This window comes from Candidatus Desulforudis audaxviator MP104C, from assembly GCF_000018425.1.
Lineage (GTDB): Bacteria > Bacillota > Desulfotomaculia > Desulfotomaculales > Desulforudaceae > Desulforudis > Desulforudis audaxviator.
Window position 1 is genome coordinate 1,329,713 of sequence record NC_010424.1, and the last position, 19,010, is coordinate 1,348,722.

13 protein-coding genes are annotated in these 19,010 nt (G+C 65.1%); 3 read left to right on the plus strand and 10 right to left on the minus strand.

Annotation, left to right across the window (positions count from 1 at the left end; translation table 11 throughout):
• The 3 genes from DAUD_RS12470 to DAUD_RS06415 all read right to left on the minus strand — a co-directional run bounded on the left by DAUD_RS12470 (window position 1) and on the right by DAUD_RS06415 (window position 5,114).
• A complete protein-coding gene (locus DAUD_RS12470) occupies window positions 1-243 on the minus strand; it encodes a FeoA family protein (protein ID WP_041570859.1) in 243 nt (80 codons plus the stop codon).
• A gap of 200 nt (window positions 244-443) precedes the next feature.
• On the minus strand, window positions 444-1,409 hold the full coding sequence (locus tag DAUD_RS06410; protein WP_012302364.1) for a SpoIID/LytB domain-containing protein: 966 nt from the start codon (window positions 1,407-1,409) through the stop codon (window positions 444-446).
• A gap of 339 nt (window positions 1,410-1,748) precedes the next feature.
• Window positions 1,749-5,114 (minus strand): LAGLIDADG family homing endonuclease, encoded by a 3,366-nt coding sequence (locus DAUD_RS06415; protein WP_012302365.1) that lies wholly within the window; start codon window positions 5,112-5,114, stop codon window positions 1,749-1,751.
• Between the two features lie 217 nt (window positions 5,115-5,331).
• On the opposite strand from DAUD_RS06415, the gene gap reads away from it, so the two are divergent.
• The gene (gene gap, locus DAUD_RS06420) at window positions 5,332-6,330 is read left to right on the plus strand and encodes a type I glyceraldehyde-3-phosphate dehydrogenase (protein WP_012302366.1); all 999 of its coding nucleotides are present in this window, start codon (window positions 5,332-5,334) and stop codon (window positions 6,328-6,330) included.
• 44 nt (window positions 6,331-6,374) lie between these two features.
• Here gap and DAUD_RS06425 read toward each other — a convergent pair whose 3' ends face one another.
• Complete coding sequence (locus DAUD_RS06425; protein WP_012302367.1) at window positions 6,375-6,641, minus strand: hypothetical protein; 267 nt, start codon at window positions 6,639-6,641, stop codon at window positions 6,375-6,377.
• A gap of 278 nt (window positions 6,642-6,919) precedes the next feature.
• Here DAUD_RS06425 and DAUD_RS06430 point away from each other — a divergent pair, with 278 nt between their 5' ends.
• Both DAUD_RS06430 and DAUD_RS06435 read left to right on the plus strand, forming a co-directional pair.
• A complete protein-coding gene (locus tag DAUD_RS06430; protein WP_012302368.1) occupies window positions 6,920-7,480 on the plus strand; it encodes an RNA polymerase sigma factor in 561 nt (186 codons plus the stop codon).
• Between the two features lie 5 nt (window positions 7,481-7,485).
• On the plus strand, window positions 7,486-8,430 hold the full coding sequence (locus tag DAUD_RS06435) for a DUF4367 domain-containing protein (protein ID WP_012302369.1): 945 nt from the start codon (window positions 7,486-7,488) through the stop codon (window positions 8,428-8,430).
• 7 nt (window positions 8,431-8,437) lie between these two features.
• On the opposite strand, the gene DAUD_RS06440 is transcribed toward DAUD_RS06435, so the two are convergent.
• From DAUD_RS06440 to DAUD_RS11570, 6 genes are all read right to left on the minus strand, one after another.
• Window positions 8,438-8,662, minus strand: a complete 225-nt coding sequence (locus tag DAUD_RS06440) for a hypothetical protein (RefSeq protein ID WP_012302370.1) — start codon at window positions 8,660-8,662, stop codon at window positions 8,438-8,440.
• 132 nt (window positions 8,663-8,794) lie between these two features.
• On the minus strand, window positions 8,795-9,247 hold the full coding sequence (locus DAUD_RS06445; RefSeq protein WP_012302371.1) for a YaiI/YqxD family protein: 453 nt from the start codon (window positions 9,245-9,247) through the stop codon (window positions 8,795-8,797).
• 146 nt (window positions 9,248-9,393) lie between these two features.
• On the minus strand, window positions 9,394-9,546 hold the full coding sequence (locus tag DAUD_RS12070; protein WP_083756618.1) for a DUF1540 domain-containing protein: 153 nt from the start codon (window positions 9,544-9,546) through the stop codon (window positions 9,394-9,396).
• Between the two features lie 64 nt (window positions 9,547-9,610).
• Window positions 9,611-13,303: a helicase-exonuclease AddAB subunit AddA gene (gene addA, locus DAUD_RS06450; RefSeq protein WP_012302372.1), complete on the minus strand. Its 3,693-nt coding sequence runs from the start codon at window positions 13,301-13,303 to the stop codon at window positions 9,611-9,613.
• Window positions 13,296-16,793 carry a helicase-exonuclease AddAB subunit AddB gene (gene addB, locus DAUD_RS06455; protein WP_012302373.1) on the minus strand — a complete coding sequence of 1,166 codons (3,498 nt, stop codon included), beginning with the start codon at window positions 16,791-16,793 and terminating at the stop codon, window positions 13,296-13,298. The genes addA and addB overlap by 8 nt, the downstream gene beginning before the upstream one ends.
• Before the next feature lie 76 nt (window positions 16,794-16,869).
• Window positions 16,870-18,957 carry an AAA family ATPase gene (locus DAUD_RS11570; RefSeq protein WP_012302374.1) on the minus strand — a complete coding sequence of 696 codons (2,088 nt, stop codon included), beginning with the start codon at window positions 18,955-18,957 and terminating at the stop codon, window positions 16,870-16,872.
• Between the last annotated feature and the right edge of the window lie 53 nt (window positions 18,958-19,010).

Consider the following 19,010-nt stretch of genomic DNA (forward strand, 5'->3'; position numbering starts at 1 on the left):
TTATTTCACCTCTTCCACTAGGATCATGTCCGCTTCCGAACTCCGCAGGGCGATGCAGAAGCCCCGTACCCTGTAGGCTATGGGGCCGGACATTGGTGCTCTCCGCAAAGCTTCGATCGGGGTGTCCGGGACCAGCCCCAAGTCCAGCAGCCGTTGACGCCGGGATCCGCTCAAAACCAGTCTGATTATTCCCTTGCGCCTGACTCCCAGTCGGCTCAGTGTGATTTGCCGCGTGTCGCTCACTGCGTCCAACTACCTCCTCCGGTGTGCCGTTAGCCCGGGGTAAACATCTTATCCCGGACAAAACAGTTCCTACTAGCCATGGTATGGTGTCGGGCACAAAAGGTAGCTTGTCCGGCCGGGATGGCGCGCATGGCCGTACAGAGGGCAAGGACGAGCCGGGGAAGGGGTTCCGTAACGCGGTTTCCCCTCCCCCGCCGGTCTTAATCCCAGAGTTTTTCGATGCGGATGTTATTGAAATAGTATCGGACGATGTCCGCGGCCGGCGTGCCCCGGTTGGCCATCTCAAACGCTCCCCACTGGCTCATGCCGACCCCGTGCCCGTAGCCGGAGCCCCGGAAGGTGATCTGGTCGCCGGTCATCTGGATGGAATGGATGCGCATCGATTTGAGTTCGGTGGCCCCGAGGGCGATCCGGAAATCCGCTCCCGGCACCTCCGCCCGGCCGACCCGGAGGCGGGTCACCCGGTTTGAAGGCCCCCGGCCGACCACTTCGATGCGGTCTATGGTTCCCGGGTCTTGCCCCAGGTCACGCACCGCTTGGGCCACCTGGCTCTTGGAGAAGGTGGCCGTCCAGTCCTTGACGTCCGCCGGCGCCTGGTCGGAATCCGGCGAATCCACGGACTGGATGTAGGGCGGCTCCCGCCCCTTCCAGTTTAAACCCTCCCGGGCCGTAGCCGTTTCCCCACCCGCATGGGCGTGAAACCAGGCGTTGATGAACCGGTTGCGGTGTACGGCCACCTGGCCTCGCGTCGCCGCGACCGCGTTCCGGATGCGCTCGTTTACCGCGCCGGCGTCCCAGGCCTGGGCCTCCTCGATGTCGGTGGAGATGTGGGCGCCCTCATACTTGGAATCCTTCTCGGCGATGAACTTCAGCGCGAAAGTGCGGGCCAGGATGGCCTGTGCGGCCAGGGCTTCATCCGGCCAGTCGTTGTGCATCTCTCCGGCCAGCACTCCGGCGACGTATTCCTCGAAGTTCATGTCCCGGAGTTCACCGGCCTCGACGTCATACACCCGCAGCACCGGCACCTGGCGTTCCCCCCGGGCGATTTCGCGCGGGATCCCGGGTGTCCGCATCTGCGTCGCGGCAAAAATGGCGCCCCCGACCACCAGCACCAAGATCACCGCTCCGATCGGCCAGAGCTTTTTGTACTTGTCCAGCATCGGCATTCTTACCACCCCCTTTTACCCTTTATTCTTTGGAAAAAGACGGGGTAGTAATTAGGCAAATAATAACAACCGGATGTAACGCGGTTCAGTGAGCCTCGCCCGATACTCCCCTAACAGCATATTCGCCTCTGTGCCGGGTTGCCCCCAATATGGAAAAGAACCGGTTCCCCCGGTTCCCACCATAATAAACAAATAAACAGGGCTTTTTAAGAAAGGATCAAGAAAGGGTCAGGACACTCAACTCTTCGGAAAGGACCCCGACCCCTTTCTCGGAGTTGTGTCGGGGAAAAGGTATCTGACACCTTTTTGACACCTTTTTGACGGTTCCTTTCCGCTTTGTTAGCACTTGGCGAATCCACAGTGCGGGCAGACGTAGCATCCCTCCGCACGGTTCATCCGGAGCCCGCAGACCTCGCAGCGGTCCGGCCCTGGTTCCGTGTCCGGATTGCGGACCCCCCACGGGGCGGGAATCTCGCCGCCGTTGCAGCGACGGGCCAGTTCGGTCTGGATTTCGATCAGTTTCCGGGCGATGGCCGAGGCGCAGGACTTGCCCGGAGAAAGCTGCCGGCCGCGGCCGCGGGCCAGTTGGTAGGACGGGCAGGCGTGCGTGCTCTGCAGCTGCCCGATGATCTCTTCCAACGGTATCCCGCCCCTGATCGCCAGGCTGATCAGGCGGGAAGTAGCTTCGGTGTAAATCAGGCAGCCCCCGTCCGAACCGGTGGTGATGAAGGTCTCCAGGATCTCGCCGGTGGCGGGGTGGTAGTTCACAGTCAGGTAGATCTTGCCGCACCCGGAGTCCAGCCGGTGCGTAACCCCCTGGGCGTTCTCCGGCCGGGGCATGATCTCGCCCCGGGCCAGTTCGCCCGGCACGGGTTTACGCTTCTTCCTTCCCACCGTCACCACGCCCTGCTTGCAGCCGTCTCGGAAGACGGTGACGCCCTTGAGCCCCAGTTCATAGGCCAACCGGTAGCAGGTTTCGATATCGTGAATGGTGGCCGAATTAGGCAGGTTGATGGTCTTGCTGACGGCGTTGCAGACGTACTTCTGGACTTCGGCCTGCATCAGAATGTGATCGCGCGGACTGATTTCCTGCGCCCCCTTGAAGATCCGGGCCAGTTCGGGCGGTACCCCCTCCACTCCCTGGCAGCCGCCGCGACGGGCCACCTCGGACATCACCTCACGGGACACCCCCAGCCGCTCGCAGGCCTCCAGGAACAGCGGCGAAAACACCTCGAAGGAACCGGCCACGTCAGTGTCCTTCGTGTAGGCCACCGCAAAGATGGGCTCGATGCCGTAGCCCTCGCACCCGGCGATCGTGGTCACGCTGCCGGTGGGCGCGACCGTGATGCAGGCCGCGTTGCGCCGCTTCTCATGGGGGTGGAACACACTCCGTTCCCACTCCGGGAAGCAGCCCCGCTCGCCGGCCAGTTCGCGGGAGTAGGCGAGTGCCGCGTCCTGCACCGCCTTGAAGACGGTGCCGGCGAAACGACGGCCCTCTTCCGCGTCGTAGGGTAAACCCATCTTGATCAAGAGGTCGTGCAGTCCGGTGTACCCGAGGCCCACCTTGCGGGTGGCCCGGGTGGCTTCGGCGATGAACTCCAGCGGGTATTCGGCCACGTCGATAAGGTTATCCAGGAAACGGATCCCCAGCCGCACCGTGTCGCGCAGCAGCTCCCAATCTACCACGTACCCGTCCCGGCCCGGCTTCAGCATCCGGGCCAGGTTCACGCTGCCCAGCAGGCATGATTCGCCCGGCGATAAAGGCTGTTCGCCACAGTTGTGGGCAACTATGCCGTTGGCGTCAAAGGCATTGATTCCCGGTACTTGAACATCATAAACGTCCTCTATCCCGTCTTCTTCGACGCACAGCACTGTCGCTGTGAAGCGTTCGCGATTTAGGTCACGCTTGTATGCTTCAAGAAGGGACTTGAGCCTGCCGGCTTTTTCACTATTTCCGAAACCGATCCGCTCAGCAAATACGGAAATATTGTCCCTGCTGATGACCAGCTCATGCTGCGCCTTGATGTGATACTCTTTGTTACCGCCATTGCCGTCCGGCAGAGATTTCAGGCCGGCAGGACGCCGCCCTTCGTAGATGGTGCTGATGATGCCAAGTCGCGCCAGCATCCGTTGAACTATGCCCAAAAGGTCGCGATTGCTTTGGGTCAGGCGGATGCTGACACCTTTTTGCTGCTCTCCTATAATCGTTCCGTCCGCATCGAACAGGCCCCGCAGGAACCCGCGGTACCCTTCCGAGGAAGCACCCTCGATTTCCGGAGTGGCGGTTTTCCTGCCGGGACCCAGGCCCATCCGTTCCGCCAGCACCTTTATCCCGGCAGATTTAAAACGGTACTCGTTTCGTCCCTTGACCGGGTCCCAGCCGGTAAAATCAGCCCGGTGACGCATTTTTCCGGTGTACTGCAGCACCAGCTGCATCACGGAATCTACTCCGTCTCCGGCCCCGGAGCCGTTGACCGCTTGCTTTTTAACCCAGGTACTGAGAATGGCAGTTTCTTTTTTCAGTGTTCCGTCGCCCACTAGGAGGCCCAGCAGGTATCCTTCTCCTTCGGTTAGAGCGCCGGGCCAGCCGGGCAACGGCCGGTGATTATGCAGCACAATTTGATCGCCAGCCTTCAGGTCCGCTGCAGGAACCCATTCCTGGCTCAGGCGGTAACGGGTTTTATCGGTCACCCGCAGGATCATGTGGTCCGCCGTCAGCCGGACCGTATAACCTTCCCTGGTGCACAACTTGACCACAGGTTTGGTCCCGGTCTGAAAAAAGCCGTCTTTCCCTGTCCCGTAAGCTTTCCCGTTAACAATGGCCTCAAAGGGACGGCCCACCAGTTCCCTTACCTGCCGGGGCCCTGCTCCGGTGGTCACCCAGGTGTCACCTGTCACACAGGGGTTGGTGGCGTTGATCTTCTTTTCCGGAACCGGGTTGTCCCGCTGCAGGCGGTCCAGGAAGATGATCCCGGGATCCCCGCAGGCGTGGGCGGATTCGGTGATCAGGTCCCAGAGTTCCCGGGCCGGCACCGTCTGGTGCACCTCGCCGTTGAACACCAGCGGCCAGTCTTCGTCCCGCTCCAGGGCTTCCATGAACGCGTCGGTCACTCCGACCGAGAGGTTGAAGTGGGTGATGTCCCCGCCGCGCTTACTGTTAATGAAGTGAATGATCTCGGGGTGGTCGATGTTCAGGATGCCCATCGAGGCGCCCCGGCGGACGCCGCCCTGCATGACCATCCCGGAGGAGGCGTCGTACAGGCGGATCAATTCCACCACGCCCGAGGCCTGTCCCTTGGTCGACCGCACCATCGAGCCCCGTGGGCGGATGGCGCTGAAGTTGTATCCCACTCCGCCGCCGGACTTGAACACCATCGCTGTGTCCTTGAGGGTCTGGTACATGGACTCCAGGGAATCCTCCACGGCCAGCACAAAACAAGCCCCCGGCTGCCAGGGGCGGTCGGTTTTCCCGATGTTTGCCCAGATGGGCGTCGAGGGGACAAAAAGCAAGCCGCCGATGGAAGCGGCGAACTTCTCTTCCCAGGCGGCGCGGTCTTGCGCTTTCTCGGCCAGGGCGGTGGTGCGCGCCAGGCGGTGAACCGCCTGTTCAAATGTCTCGGTTACCCGGCCCTGTTCGTCTTTAGCCGCGTAGCGGGCTTCGAACACTTTCTGGCCACTGTCACTGAGTTGGGCGATTTCTACCATCCGTCGCTGACTCCTCCTCTTTCTCCACGGCCGGGGTTGTTCCCACTCTTTAATTATTCTCTCTAAACTCCGCCGTTGTCAAAGGCGGTTATCCAGTCCAATCATCAGTGTTTGGAGAAATACACAAAGACGGTAGTACGATTTTGGATTCAATGTTACAATTTCGTCAACGGTGTTAAGTCTCAACTTTAACCAAATATGAAGGAGGTATCGGCTGATGACTTTGAGAATCGGCATTAACGGGTTCGGACGCATCGGGCGCTGCATTTTCCGGATTGCCCGGAGACGTCCCGACGTCCGGGTGGTGGCCGTCAACGACCTGGGAGACATCAAAACCCTGGCCCACCTGCTGAAATACGACTCGGCGCACGGCAACCTGAGAGGTCAGTTGCGGGTGGACGGCGACCGGATCTGGGTGGATGACGAGGAGACAGTGTTTTTCAGCAAGTCCGCGCCCGAAGAACTGCCATGGGGAGAATACGGCGTGGATGTGGTGGTCGAGTCCACCGGGAGGTTCCGCAGCGTCCAGGAGGCGAGCCGGCACCTCGCCGGCGGAGCGCCCAGGGTCGTGGTCACCGCTCCGCTGAAGGGCCCGGGACGTACCATCGTGATGGGCGTCAACGAGCAGGATTATGATCCGGCCACGGACCTGGTGGTGTCCGGCGCCTCCTGCACCACCAACTGCCTGGCCCCGATCGCCAAGGTGTTGGGGGCGCACTTCAAGGTCCGTTCGTCCATGGTCTCCACCATCCACGCCTACACCAACGACCAGCGGCTGTTGGACTCGGCACACTCCGACCTGCGGCGGGCCCGGGCGGCCGCCCTTTCCATTGTGCCCACCACCACCGGTGCCGCCAAGGCCGTCGGCCTCGTCCTCCCCGAGTACAAGGGGCACTTCGAGGGGCTGTCTTTCCGGGTGCCCACTCCGGTGGTCTCGGTTCTGGACGCCGTTTTTCAGGTGGAGATCCCGGTCACGGCCGAAGAGGTCAATGCCGTCCTGCGCGATGCCGCCAAAACGCCGCCCCTGCAGGGGATTTTGGATTTCATTGAAGAGCCGGTGGTTTCCTGCGACATCATCAGGAACACCCACTCTTCAATCGTGGACGGGCTGTTGACGGCTGCGGTCGACCAGTTGGTCAAAGTGGTGTCCTGGTATGACAACGAATGGGGATATGCCTGCCGCGTATTGGACCTGGCGGTGCACATCACCAGGTAGGCGCCTAAAATAGGCTGGGGACGGTCTTTCGGCCGTCCCCCGTTTCAGTCGTAAACACCCAGTTTGCTTTCGTGGTCCAGCCGCTTCAGAAACCCCTCGAAATCCTTGGTCTCCAGAGGCCGGCCATCGTCCCCACCCTCCATCATCTGGGACAATATGTCGAGCAGGGCCTCGCTGTCCGCATCGCCGGCATCGGCAATGAACTCGGTATTCCTGCACTTGTTTGCCGCCCAACCTGAAATCTCGTCGTAGGACAGGTACCCGTTCAGGTAGAGCTTGATCATACCTCGGACCAGGTCACTGCCGATCAAACCGCTCCTCTCCTTTTCTGCCTGTTTGCCGAATATTATGTATCGAACCGGCTATTTAAACTCTGGCTATTCTCTGCCAATGGTTTTTCCTCGCCTTCATCCACTCTCCTAGAACCAAAAAACCAAAAACGGCCCAACAACGTCTTGAAAAATGTAAAGGCGCCCTGAAAACGGAACGCCGACGCCCGAGGAACCGGTGCGGAATTATCACCGCCGCTTAGGCAGAAAACAGGATTTTGTGCGACCCATCACGAAACAATCACCGGGTGAAAAGGCGCATGGCGTTTGAATTCTTAAAACGGAGACTGGTGGCGCGCGACATCCAAGCCCTTGAGGAGCTGTTTAACCAGTTCCACGAGACGGTTTACAAATCGGCTTACTTTATCACTCACGACCGGATGCTGGCGGAGGACGTGGTCCAGAATACTTTTCTGAAGGCATATGATAAAATTGACCAGTTGAAGGATTCCTCCCGGGTCGAATCGTGGTTGATCCAGATCGCGGTCAACCAGGCCCGGGACGAGATAAGGCGCCGGCACCGGCAGGCCTGGTCCCAGGAGGAAGCCCATCTGCCCGGCCCCCCGGAAGAACTGCCGGAGTTCCAGGTGGTAGCCCGGGAAGAGCACGCGGTGATCAGCGCCGCGATCGACGGTCTGGCCGCCGAGTACCAGGACGTGATCCTGCTCAAGTATCAATTCGAAATGACAACCAAAAGAATTGCCGAAACCCTGAACATTCCGGAGGGCACGGTCAAGACCCGGCTCCGGAAGGCCCGCGCGATCCTGGAGAGTGTGCTCCGGGAATCAGGTTTCGCCGAACAAAAGGTGGAAGGGGGGTGAGCTAGGTGTCCAGTCAATGGAGTGAAGACAGCTGGGAAGCATTGATGCGCAAAGCGGTCCAACACCGGATGGCCTCGGCCCCCGAGCCCCGGCGGGACGCGCAGTGGCGGCGCATTCGCCAACACCTGGACGCCCATCCCCGCCGCTCCGGTTGGGTGAACCTGGGTCCCTGGTCCTTCTCCAGGATGGGTCTGGCCACCTATTGCCTGATGCTGGTCATCCTGGTGGCGCCCCTGGCTTTTTTCCAGCAACTGACCGGTATTGCCGACCGGCTGTTCGCGCCGCTCGCCCTGACGGAACAGGCCCCTTCGACCGGAAAGACCGAGGTGGCGGCCGACGATGCAAAGAAGAGGTTGGCTTTCGAACGGTCCGCACCGGTCGAAAAAGGTGGAGCCGAACTCTTCGGCACGGGCGGCGGTGAACCGGTCGGGCCCTCGGCCGGAGCACCGCAACCGGAAGCGGCCCCGATGCTGATGGGCGTTCCGGAGCCGTCCGGGGAGAGCGCCTCCGAAACCCAGGAACCGCTGCCCGACTCGGTCACCCGGACCGCCGATAAGGAACGTGCCGTCCAGCACGGTCTCACCGTCGACGAGGTGAAGGCGACCGCGCCTTACCCGGTGAGGTTCCCCCGGCTACTGCCGGAACGGTTTAAGTTGGCCGATATCACCTACGAGGCGCACAGCGCGGAAACCGGCAAGGTGATCCTGTATTACGAGCACCCGGAAGGCAAATACCTGCGTATCGAACAGCAAAAGACCGGCCGCACCCATGACGAACCGCCCGTTCAAAACGGCGTGCCGGAGCGGGTGACCGTCAAAGGATATCCCGGCAAGATCGTCATCCGCGGGGAAGAATGGTGTGATCTCCAGTGGACTGAAGGAGAGATCACCTTCAGAATGTGGGGCCAGCTTTCGCCGGCTCAGATGAAGGAAATCGCGGAAGCGCTCTAGACACGGGCTAGGAACTGAGCAGTCCCTCACACTCCTGAATAATGCCCTTGAGTTCCCGGACCAGCCGCTGGTCGGGACACTGCTTGAGCGTGAGATTATAGGCCAGGCGCAGCTGAAACATGAGCCTGGCTCTTTGCATTGGAGAGATCTCCTGCTCTTCCAGGCGCAACGTCTCCACGAGGTTTCTTGAATTGTATATCAGTACTTTGAATTCCTCACCGTTGTTCAGCATTGCCTACCTCGATAACCCGGTTCTTCTTGCTGCAGGCTGACTCTCCACGACACTATTTGACTTAACAGACAACCGTTTCGCGCCTGAGGTTCCCCAAAAACGCTGCCACTTGTTGCCCGTAAACCAAATCCGTTACTTCCCCGGCTTTCCCGCCTGCAGGATGCCGGTCAAGGCGGCCTCCAGGCGCCGGTCGTCCACGGCCGTGCGCCGCCGCGGTCCTTTGGTACGTCCGCCCCCGCGCCGGAAGCGGAACTTGATGGCGCGTTCCTCCAGCAGAAAAGCCACGGTCTCGGGGCGATATACCCGCCCGTCCGGAGACACCGCCCGGGCCTTGCGGCCCAGAACCAGCGCCGCCAGTCCCCAGTCCTGGGTCACCACCACGTCGCCCTCCCGCGTCGCGTTCGCGACCGCGATGTCGGTCTCCTCGGGCGCGTCCCCCACCACGATATGCCGGTCCGATTCGATCCGGTGGTTGAAGCTGGCCACGGTCCAGACCGGCACGTCGAAGGCACGGCCCAGCCGCCGGCAGATCTCCAGGGCCCCACGCGGACAGGCGTCCGCGTCGATAATCAGCTTCACGCGCATCAGACTCCCACATCCCCAAAATGACGAACACCCCGCTCCGGGTTTGGATACGGCGTCGCCGCCGCAATCTCCTCCCGGGAATCCAGGGTGATCTTGTCGTCCTTCAAGGTTTTTGAAAGACTGGCCTTCGGGCCAGTCTTTCCGCGTTACATTCTCCGCTTGAAGGTTTCACATTTGGTTTCGTCCGAAGACTTCGCGCTGCTCGCGTGGTTCCGATCCACCTGGATCATCGGGGCATCGCACTTGACGTTCCGGTTGTATTCGCACTCGGTGACCGTGCATTTGATTTCGCCAGGCATTAATGTCACCCCCTTCCTTAAAACCCGCGCTTAGTGTTCTCGGGGGGTGAACCGTTTATGCATATTACTGGATAATCTGGGCCGAACCCGTCATTACCAGGAAAAGGTAACGCTCCTTAACCCGCCGTCTCAGGACCGCCTCCACGGCCCGGGCATAAAGATCCAACTGCCCGCGGTACCGGTCCGCCAGCGCGGCCTCGCCGCCCGGCCCCACTCGGTCGGTCTTGTAGTCCACCAGAACCAGGCCGTCCGGTTCGGCGAAAAGGCAGTCGATGATTCCCTGGACCATCACCCGCTCCTCCGGATGGCCCTCCAGCCCGGGGTAAATCTCGTGGGCCGGGACGACCAGGCAAAACGGCCACTCCCGGCGCACCCACAACGCCCCGGCGAGGCGCCGCCCCAGGCCGCCCGCGAACAGCCCGGCCAGCTTTTCAGCGTCAATCGCCCGGGCCTCCGTCGCCGTCAAGAACTCCCTTTCCTCCAGCCCGGCCACCTGCGCGCGGATGCCGTCCACGCTCAAGTCCCCGGCGAGGTCCAGGTGCTGGAGCACCACGTGCATGGCCCGGCCGAACGCCTGCGGCGAGAGTCCCCGGGCGGTTTCCAGGAATGCCGGGCGGGCGGGCGGCGCACGGTACGGGAAAACGGCAGGCACTTCCTCCTCTCCGGCGGCGGCCGCCGCAAAACGGCGCTTGACCTCGGTGGCCGAGATCTTTGCGCCGCAAGAGGCAAGGGCGGACCAGGGATAGTGCCAGGACAGCGCCCGGTGAACCGCCTCGTCCAGGCCGCCGTCCGCGGGTATCGGCGCCAGCCGGCGCAGGCTCTCGAGCACGGCCGCCGTGTCCGGGTCCGCCCCCGCCGCCTCTTCCAGGTCCTCCGGCCGGTGCAGGTGCACCTCCCACCGGGACCGGTCTTTAGGCGTTCCGGCCGCCGGGCGGGAGCGAACGGCAAGGCGGCGCAGCGGTTCGCCGTCCGGGTGCGCCATCAGAACCGGCATCACCCAGTCCAGGAAACTCTCGGCCTCCGCGAGCACGGGCACGGGCAGGGTCTCCCCGTCACCGGCGGCCGCGTGGCTCCAACGGAGCACGGCCTGCTCCAGCCGGCCCGCCGAGCCGGTCAGGATCAGCCGCTCGCGGGCCCTGGTCATCGCCACGTACAGGATGCGCATTTCCTCCGCCAGTTGCTCCCGGCGCAGCCTCTCCCGGACGACGTGCCACGCCGCGGTGGGGTGGCTGACCCGGGCCCCCGGGTCCACGAAGTATGGCCCGAGCCCGAGGTCCTTGTGCAGCAGCACCTCCCCGTTCAGGTCCGGCATGTAGAACCGCCGGCCCATGTCGGCCAGGATCACCACCGGAAACTCCAGCCCCTTGGCCTGGTGAATGCTCATGATCCGGACCACGTTCTCGCTCTCGGCCAGGGCCGGGGCCGGCCCGAGGTCCTGACCCCCTTCCTGGAGCAGCTCAATGAAGCGCAGGAACCGGAACAGCCCCCGGAAGGCGGTCGCTTCGTACTGGCGCGCCCGGTCGTATAGGGCCCGCAGGTTGGCCTGCCGCCCGGCACCTCCGGGCAGCCCGCCGACATAGTCGTAGTAACCCGTGGTCCGGTACACGTCCCAGATCAGGTCCGCCAAAGACCCGCACCGCGCCTGCGAGCGCCACTTTTCCAGCCGCTCCAGGAAGCCCGCCAGGACCGCGCCCAGGCGGCCGCCCTGCCCCGCCGCCGCCACCACCGCCCGGAAGAAGTCGCCCTCTTTGTCCGCGAGGCGGACGGCGGCCAGTTCCGCCGCGCCGAGTCCCACCAGGGGCGAGCGGAGCACACCGGCCAGCGGGATGTCCTGGTGCGGGTTGTCGATCACCTTCAGCAAGGACAGCACAGTCTCCACTTCCACGGCCTCGAAGTAGCCCGTGCCGACCTTTGCGTACGCCGGGATGTTCTGCCGACGGAATTCCTCCAGGTAGGTGCCCGCCTTCCCAGTGGTGGCGCGCATCAGCACCACGATATCCCGGTAGGGCACCGTGCACTCCCCGCCGAGGCCCGCCAGGCGCCGGATGATCCCCGCGACCAGCCGCGCCTCGCGCTGGACGGCGGTCAGGTCGGCCTCGTCCGACCGGTCCGGCTCGTCATCCGCCGTTCCGGCGGTATCCCGACCCACTGACGTGGGTGCCCCGAGCAGGTGCACCTCCACGGGCGGGCCGCTCCCCTCGAGCTGGGCCGGCGTGCCGCCGCATACCAGTTCCGCAGCCGTGTCATAGGCCAGTTCTCCGACCGCCGGAGTCATGATCCGCCGGAAAACCGCGTTCACCGCGTGGATGATCGATTCCCGGCTCCGAAAGTTGTGACTCAGGTCGATGCGCCGGGCTCCGCCGGCGTCCTCCCCCGTGTCAAACGCGCGGTACTTTTCCAAAAAGAGTGCCGGTTCGGCCAGCCGGAACCGGTAAATGCTCTGTTTCACGTCCCCCACCATGAACAGGTTGGGCGCGGCGGCATCCTGCCTGGACACCAGGCGCAGGATGGTCTCCTGAACGGCGTTGATGTCCTGGTACTCGTCGACCAGCACCTCGACGTAGTATTCCCGGAGTCCGGCCGCCACCGGCGAGGGCACGGGCGCCTCCGGGGTGGAGCCCGGGGCCAGCAGGATCTGCAGGCAGTAGTGTTCAAGGTCGGCGAAGTCCACCAGGTTGCGCGCTAGCTTGGCCGTCCGGTAGGCCTCCCCGAAATCGGCCGCCAGCGCTGCGAGCCGGCGCATCGCCGGGCCGAGGGCCGCCATCTCGCTTAAGAGTTCCTCGGGGCGGCGGGCGAAAAAGGTCTCCTTCAGGTTCTGGATACGCTCCTTGGCTTTCTTCCGGCAGCGGGAACACAGATCCTTTAGTTCCTGATCCACGCCGGCGCGGGCCGCCGGCAGCCGGGGCGTGAACCCAAAGGCCAGGAAGGCGGCCCGCAATGGCTCCCAATCACCGGCCACCAGGCCCGCGAGCCGCGCCGTCCCTTCAACCTCCGCGGCGAGCGCGTCTGCGTAGACCGCTGGCCCGCCCGGCGCTTTTGCCGCTTCCAGGGCGGCCCGCAGTTCAAACACGGCGGCCTCGAGCCCCGTCCCCACCAGGTCCCTCAAGCCCCACGCCAGCGGACCGTCCCCGTCCAGACCCTGCGGGTCCGCGCCAAAGGCGGCGGCCCGCGCGAGCCAAGCCTCGGGCCAGGGATTGCTCCGGGCAAACCGGTGCAGACCCGACACCAGGTTCTGTAGTTTCAGGTCGTCCCGTTCACCCCCGTACGCCTCGACCAGGAACTCCAGGTCGGGGTCGCCGGTGATCACCCGGTACTGCTCTTCAAAGAACTCCTCCAGGGTTTCCTGGCGCAAGATCGCGGCTTCGGTCTCGTCGGCCACCCGGAACTCCGGGTCCAGGTCGATGAGGTAGTGGTACCGGCGGAGTAGTTCCGCGCAGAAGGAGTGAATCGTAGTGATGTCCGCCTGGGGCAGAAGCCGCAGCTGGTGCTCCAGCAACGGCATGCCGGGGTGTTTCTCCAGCTCGCGCTCCAGCGCCTCGGCCACCCGCTTGCGCATCTCCGCCGCGGCGGCGTTCGTGAAGGTGACCACCAGGAGCCGGTCGACGTCCACCGGCGCGGCCGGGTCGGAAATGCGGCGGATCACCCTTTCCACGAGCACCGCCGTCTTCCCCGAGCCGGCACCGGCCGCGACCAGGAGGTTCTTCTCCCGGCAGCCGATGGCCGCTTCTTGGGGCCCGGTCCAGTTTCTGCTACTCATCGCCCGGTTCATCCTCCTCCGGCAGCCCCAACAGGCGCCACAGCTCCCCGGCGGTCAGGGCGCGGAGCTGCCGGTAGCGGTTCGATTCCAGCAGGGGGTCGAAGGCGCACACCGGCTTGAAAGCGCAGTACCGGCAGGCGTTGGCCTGACCCTTGCGGTACGGGGCGATGGCCACCACGCCGGCCTGGATTTCCGCCGCCGTTTCCGCAACCACCCGGCGCACGTGCTCCTGCAGCCGTTCGAGCTGCGCCGCGCTCACGACGCCCGGCTTCTTTTTCACCGTCCCGTCCTGCTTCAACCCGGCGGGCACGATCGCCGACTCGCTCCCGATGGCGTCGTCCATCAGGCGCAGGAGCGCTGGATCGTCCAGCACCAGACCCTGCAGGCGGAAAGCCTTCAAGAGGCGCGGCGCCACCTCCGCCGGCGGCACCGGCGTCCCGCCCTTGAGGAGCGGGTTCTGTACCCGGAAGTAGAAGGCGCCTGCCGGCCGGCACTCCCGGCCCGCCAGCGCCGCCGCCTCTCTGAGGCCAGCCTCCAGGTACACCAAAAGCTGCAGGTTCAAGCCGTAGTAGACGTCGTCCAGCGCCAGGCTCCGGGGTCCCGCCTTATAGTCGATCACCCGCAGGTACGCGGCGTTATCGGTGTGGGCCACGTCCACCCGGTCGATCCGTCCGGCCAGCTCCACCGAGCCGCCGCCGGGGAGCGGGTACGCCGGCCCCGGCACGTCCCGCCCCGGCCCGAACGCGACTTCCACCGCCACCGGCTGGAAGCGGCTATGCCGGGCGTGGGCGGCCATCACCCCGGCGGTCCGCTCCACCACGCGCTCCAGCTTGCCGGTCAGGAACCGGAGGCGCGGCGAACTTAAGAGAACCTCGCTCTGCAGTTGGGGCGCCAGTTCCTCCACCACTGCGGACGCCAGCCGGGTACAGTCCGCACTCTCCAGCGCGTCCCACTCCATGCCGGCCTCCCGCAGCCGGTCCTCGAAGGTCTTGAGCGCGGCGTGGAAAAAAAGCCCGATGTCCGGCGCGGCCAGCCGACACACGTCCCGCTCCTTAAGCCGCAGGGCGTAGCGGGCGAAGTGGGCGAACGGGCAGCCCCGGAATTCCTCCAGCCGGGACACGCTGACCACCAGCCGGCTCCCATACAGTTCCGGGGTCAGTTCCGGGTCCAAGCGCGGTTCCCGGTTTTCGTAAAAAAGGCCGGCCAGCACGGGAGCGCACCGCTCCCGCCAGCCGGCGTGAGCAGCGAACCAGTTGAATACCGACCACCACACCGGGTCCACCGTCACGCCTGATTTCCAGTCCCGGAGCCTGGTGACCAGAAAGCCCAGGGTGCGGCCGGGCGCCGTGACGTAAGGAAGGTCCGCGCCGGGCGCGGTCCCCTCGGGTTCCAGGGCCAGCGTCTCTTCCCGGAGCCCGGGGAAAAGCTCCCGGAGCCGGGGAATGACACTGGACGGGGCCAGGGCGCCCCCCTCCTCGTCGGCCAACGGGTAGCTCACCCACAGGTAGTGGCCGGCGCGGGTCAGGGCGATGTACACCAGGTACTGCTCCTCGTAGACCTTCCGGCGGGTGTCGGGCGCCACCTCCAGGCCGGCGGCGAGCAGCACCTCCCGCTCCCGGTCGGTGAAAAGCCCGGTGCCGCCGTGGCGGCCTGGTAGGACACCCTCGGACACCCCGAGCACGAAGGCCGCCCGGATGTCCGGGTTCCGGGACCGTTCCAGGGAACCGACCAGCACTTGGTCGAGCGCCGGCGGAATCAGGGCGAGCTGGAGCCCGTCCATCCCGGAGTCGAGGATCCGCCCGTACTCCTCCGGGGTCAGGGCCTCGTCCCCCAGGGTTTCCACCACCTGGTCAAGAAGTTCAACCACGCCGTCCCAGAGTTGCCGATGTTCGCGGGCGGCCTCCAGCCGCCCCTCGGTCTCGGCCTCCCGGCTCCACTCCTCGATCCGTCCGGGCACGTCCAGGTCGCTCAAAAGGTCGTACAGGGCCGCGGTCAGCTCTCGCACCGTCCCGGCCGCCTGAACGCGGCGCTGGAAGTCCAGCAGGTGCCGCGCCGCACGCCGCCGGATGCGGTTCACCTTTTCCCGCAAGTACCGATCGCGGTCGGATGGCGCCGGGGCACCCGTGCCGTTAGGCACGGGTCGGTTCAGCGCGTCCGAGCGCCGGTAGTGCCAGTCTTCCGGGTCCGCCCACTTCGCCCCCTTGATGCCGTGGGCCAGCACGTAGTTCTCCAATAGGTCCACGTCCCCACGGGATACCGGCACCAAGTCGGTCTTCAGGTACCGGAACACCGGATCGTAGGTCCAATTCTCGGTCACCGTCTCCAGGGCCGAGCGGATCAGCTCGACCAGCGGGTGGTGCCGGACCGGGCGCTTGCGGTCGATGAAGCACGGGATGCCGTAGTCGGCGAACACCGTGGCCACGAGTTCATGGTAGTCCGCCAGGTTCCGGACGACCAGGGACACGTCCCGCCAGCGCCAGCCCCGCTCCCGGCTCAAGCGCAGGATTTCCCGGGCTGCCCCTTCCACCTCCGCCCGGCGGCTTGCGGCCGCAACCAGGCGCAAGTTCTCCGGCGGGCCGGCAAACTTTTTGGTAGGGCGGCGGAAGAACTCCCGCTCCAGGTGGGCCAGCGCGGGGTTCGCCCGAAACCGCGCCGGCGGCCCGGCCAGCTCCACCGGCCGCTCCAGTTCCACCCCGTTTTTGCGCGCCAACTCGGCCAGCCGCGCCCGGGTGTCCCGGGTCACCTGGAAAAGCTCCAAATCTTCGCGCCGCCCCGAACGCGGGTCCAGACAGAGCGCCACGTTCACCCGGGCGGCCGCCTTCAAGAGCGCCTCCAGCACCGCGTACTCCTGCGGCGTGAAGCCGGCGAACCCGTCCACCCACACCTCGGCCGCCCGCAGCGTGGGGCTTTCCCCAAGCCGGGCGGCCAGCAGGGTCAGGTAGTCGTCCGGGTCGATGTATTTCCCGGCGAGTTCACGTTCGAAGTCGGTGTAGAGCAAGCGCAGGTCCTCCAGCTTGGCCTGCAGGGAGTCCGTCTCGGCGGTGCCGGGCAGCATGCGGACGGCCTGTTCCAGGGCCTCGGGGGTGACCAGGTAGGTCTTCAGTTCGGAGAGCACGCCCGCCAGGGTACCGGAAAAGCCGTACTGTCCGGCGGCCCGCCCGAAGAGGCGCAGTTCGTTCCGCCGACGCGCCAGAATCCGGGCGAGCATCATCCGCTTGCCCACGTCGCCGACATGCGGGCGGGCCGCCCCGCCCACCTCCGAGAACACCCGCCAGGCCAGGCGGCGAAAACTCAGCACCTGGGCCCGGAACATCCCGGACAGGCCCGGGGTGAGCGCGAGCGCGTACTCGGTCTGAAAGGTGGCCTGCTCAGGCACGAGAAAAACAAGCGGCGGCCCGTCGGGCGCCTGCCGCAGTTCTTTCCGGATCTCTTCCAGGCAGAGCCGGGTCTTGCCGGTACCGGCCCGCCCCAGGATAAACCGCAAAGCCAAGACCGCTCACCCCTCTCCGTCCCAGTTCCCTTCTCGCAACTAACTCACCTTACGACGTTGTCCCGAGGACAATTGATTAACCCGGCGGCCGCCCGCGCCAGCTGCTAGCCCGGATCGAGCTGCCCCGGTCGTGAACCGCGCTCGCCCCAGACTCGATCCGGAGCACAAACACGGCGTCCGCGGTGCCCGACAGGGGCTGGTTGTGGGTGGTGACGATCACCTGGCGGCCGAACGAGTCTGTAAACCCCTTCAGCAAGCGGGCCACGCGGGACAGGAACCGGTGACTGACCTGCTGCGCCGGCTCATCCAGCACCAGCGGCCCGGGCACCGCCGGGCGGGCCACTTCTAGAAAGGCCACCCGCAAGGCCAGGGACACCACGTCCCCGACCCCGCCGCCGTGCACATTGAGGTACGCCGCCGTGGGGCCGCCCCCCAGGGTACCCGGGGGTACCCGCTCGGGGTACCCGCGACAGCGGGTCGGGTCAGCGGGTCGCCCGGAACTCACCAGAAAGTCCGCCTCTGCTGGCTGCCGCTCCTCCCGTAGCGCGATCTTAAACTCCATCGGGACGTCGAACACAAAACTCAGCGCCCGGCCGACCACCTCCTCGGCCCGCGCCAGGGCTTCGTCACGGGCGCGTACGGCAGCCAGGGCCAGCAAGGCCCGTACCGCTTCCGGGTCTGCGCCCCCGCCGCCCGCCGCGGTGTTTTCCCGGGCCGCCTCAAAGAGCGCCGCCCCAGACATCCGTTCCAACGCCCGGGCCCGGAGCACTCCCGGCAGGCCCAGCAAGAACGGCCCCTCGCGTTCTTGCGCCACGCTCAAACAGATGGCGGTCTCCCGGTCCAGCGCCAGAAGCCCCCCGCACTGGAGACCTTCTTCTCCGGCCGGCAAAAACCGCGCACCCGCCGGCACCGCGCTTCCGGGGGCGCCGTCCGGCGCCGCGGCCAGCCGGTGTTCCCGAACCAGCCGCCGCCCGTCGCCGCAGACCGCAGTCACCCGGCACCCGGGAGCGCCGGCCCGCACGTACTCGTCCCGGGCCGGCTCGCGACACAAAAGCCAGCGCAACGCCCGGACGATCGCGCTTTTGCCCTGGCCGGACTCGCCCAGGATCACGTTCAGCCCCGGCGCCAGTTCAAACTCGGTGTGCAAGTGCGACTGGAAGTTCTCCAGTACCAGGTGCGTGAGGTGCGCCCCTCGCTCCCGGCTCCCTTCGGCACGGGCCAGACACCGGGCGGCTGCCGCGACCACCTCGGGAGCGAAGCCGCCGGCACGCGCGGTTTCCCGGAGCACCTCGGATGGCTCCAGGTAGGTGCAGCATTCGGGACGGTCGAACCGCCCGAAAACGGTCCCCGGCCCGTCGCGTCCCGCTGCCGCGGCGGCCAGGCCGGCGTCCAGCACCTCATGACCGGGCCGGGCCGACTTCAACGGAATCTTGGTGTGAACCGGGCGGCTGCCGGTAAAATCCAGCAGCAGCACCTGCGGCGTGCGCTGGATGTCGCCGGGCTGGACCGAAAGCCGGACCAGCGAACCCGGGTTGATGAACCAGCGGCCGTCCCACTCCACGTCCGGGTAGCCGAAGTGGGCGTGACTCCCCAGCGTGTAGTCGGCCGCGGTGTGCGGGGCGACCGTGCTCACCAGGGTGTGCGGCGTCCCCGGAAAGAAGGGTTTGTCCAGAAGCATCCCGTGGGCCAGGTGGACGGCGTAGTCACAGTCCTCCTTGGTCACGCAGTAATCGGCCAACGGGTCCACCCGGTCCATATTGAAGTGAAAGGGGGTGCCCGTCAGCTGGACGCGCACCCCCCGCGACTCCAGGTACACTCTCTCCCCCCGGCGCAGCACGTGAAGAGTACCCACCCGGTGCAGGAGCCCGAGCATGGTGTGCTCGAGGGTGTCCGGGTTGCAGGCGAAAATGTCGTGGTTCCCCTGGACCACGTAGATGGGCACGCCCATCTCGATGAAGATCCGGATGAAATCCCCGACCACGGAGAGTTCCGGCGACGGCTGGTCGAAAAAGTCCCCGCCGTGCAGCACTGCGTCGACCTCCAGGGCGCGGACGAGTCCGGCGACCTCCAGGAGCTTAGCGCGGACCGTGGCCGGGAAATCGTCGCGGCGGTGGAGCGGGTTGTCACCGCGGATGTGGGTGTCCGTAAGGTATAGCAGTTTCATAGTCAGATCACGTCACCGCATTTTGATTCCATATTCTATAAGCTATGACTAAA

What these genes read in the sequence shown, in the direction of transcription:
- DAUD_RS06410 (WP_012302364.1), bottom strand. Translation starts at nt 1,409, where the DNA reads ATGCCGATGCTGGACAAGTACAAAAAGCTCTGGCCGATCGGAGCGGTG.
- DAUD_RS06415 (WP_012302365.1), bottom strand. Translation starts at nt 5,114, where the DNA reads ATGGTAGAAATCGCCCAACTCAGTGACAGTGGCCAGAAAGTGTTCGAA.
- gap (WP_012302366.1), top strand. Translation starts at nt 5,332, where the DNA reads ATGACTTTGAGAATCGGCATTAACGGGTTCGGACGCATCGGGCGCTGC.
- DAUD_RS06430 (WP_012302368.1), top strand. Translation starts at nt 6,920, where the DNA reads ATGGCGTTTGAATTCTTAAAACGGAGACTGGTGGCGCGCGACATCCAA.
- DAUD_RS06440 (WP_012302370.1), bottom strand. Translation starts at nt 8,662, where the DNA reads ATGCTGAACAACGGTGAGGAATTCAAAGTACTGATATACAATTCAAGA.
- DAUD_RS06445 (WP_012302371.1), bottom strand. Translation starts at nt 9,247, where the DNA reads ATGCGCGTGAAGCTGATTATCGACGCGGACGCCTGTCCGCGTGGGGCC.
- DAUD_RS12070 (WP_083756618.1), bottom strand. Translation starts at nt 9,546, where the DNA reads ATGCCTGGCGAAATCAAATGCACGGTCACCGAGTGCGAATACAACCGG.
- addA (WP_012302372.1), bottom strand. Translation starts at nt 13,303, where the DNA reads ATGAGTAGCAGAAACTGGACCGGGCCCCAAGAAGCGGCCATCGGCTGC.
- DAUD_RS11570 (WP_012302374.1), bottom strand. Translation starts at nt 18,957, where the DNA reads ATGAAACTGCTATACCTTACGGACACCCACATCCGCGGTGACAACCCG.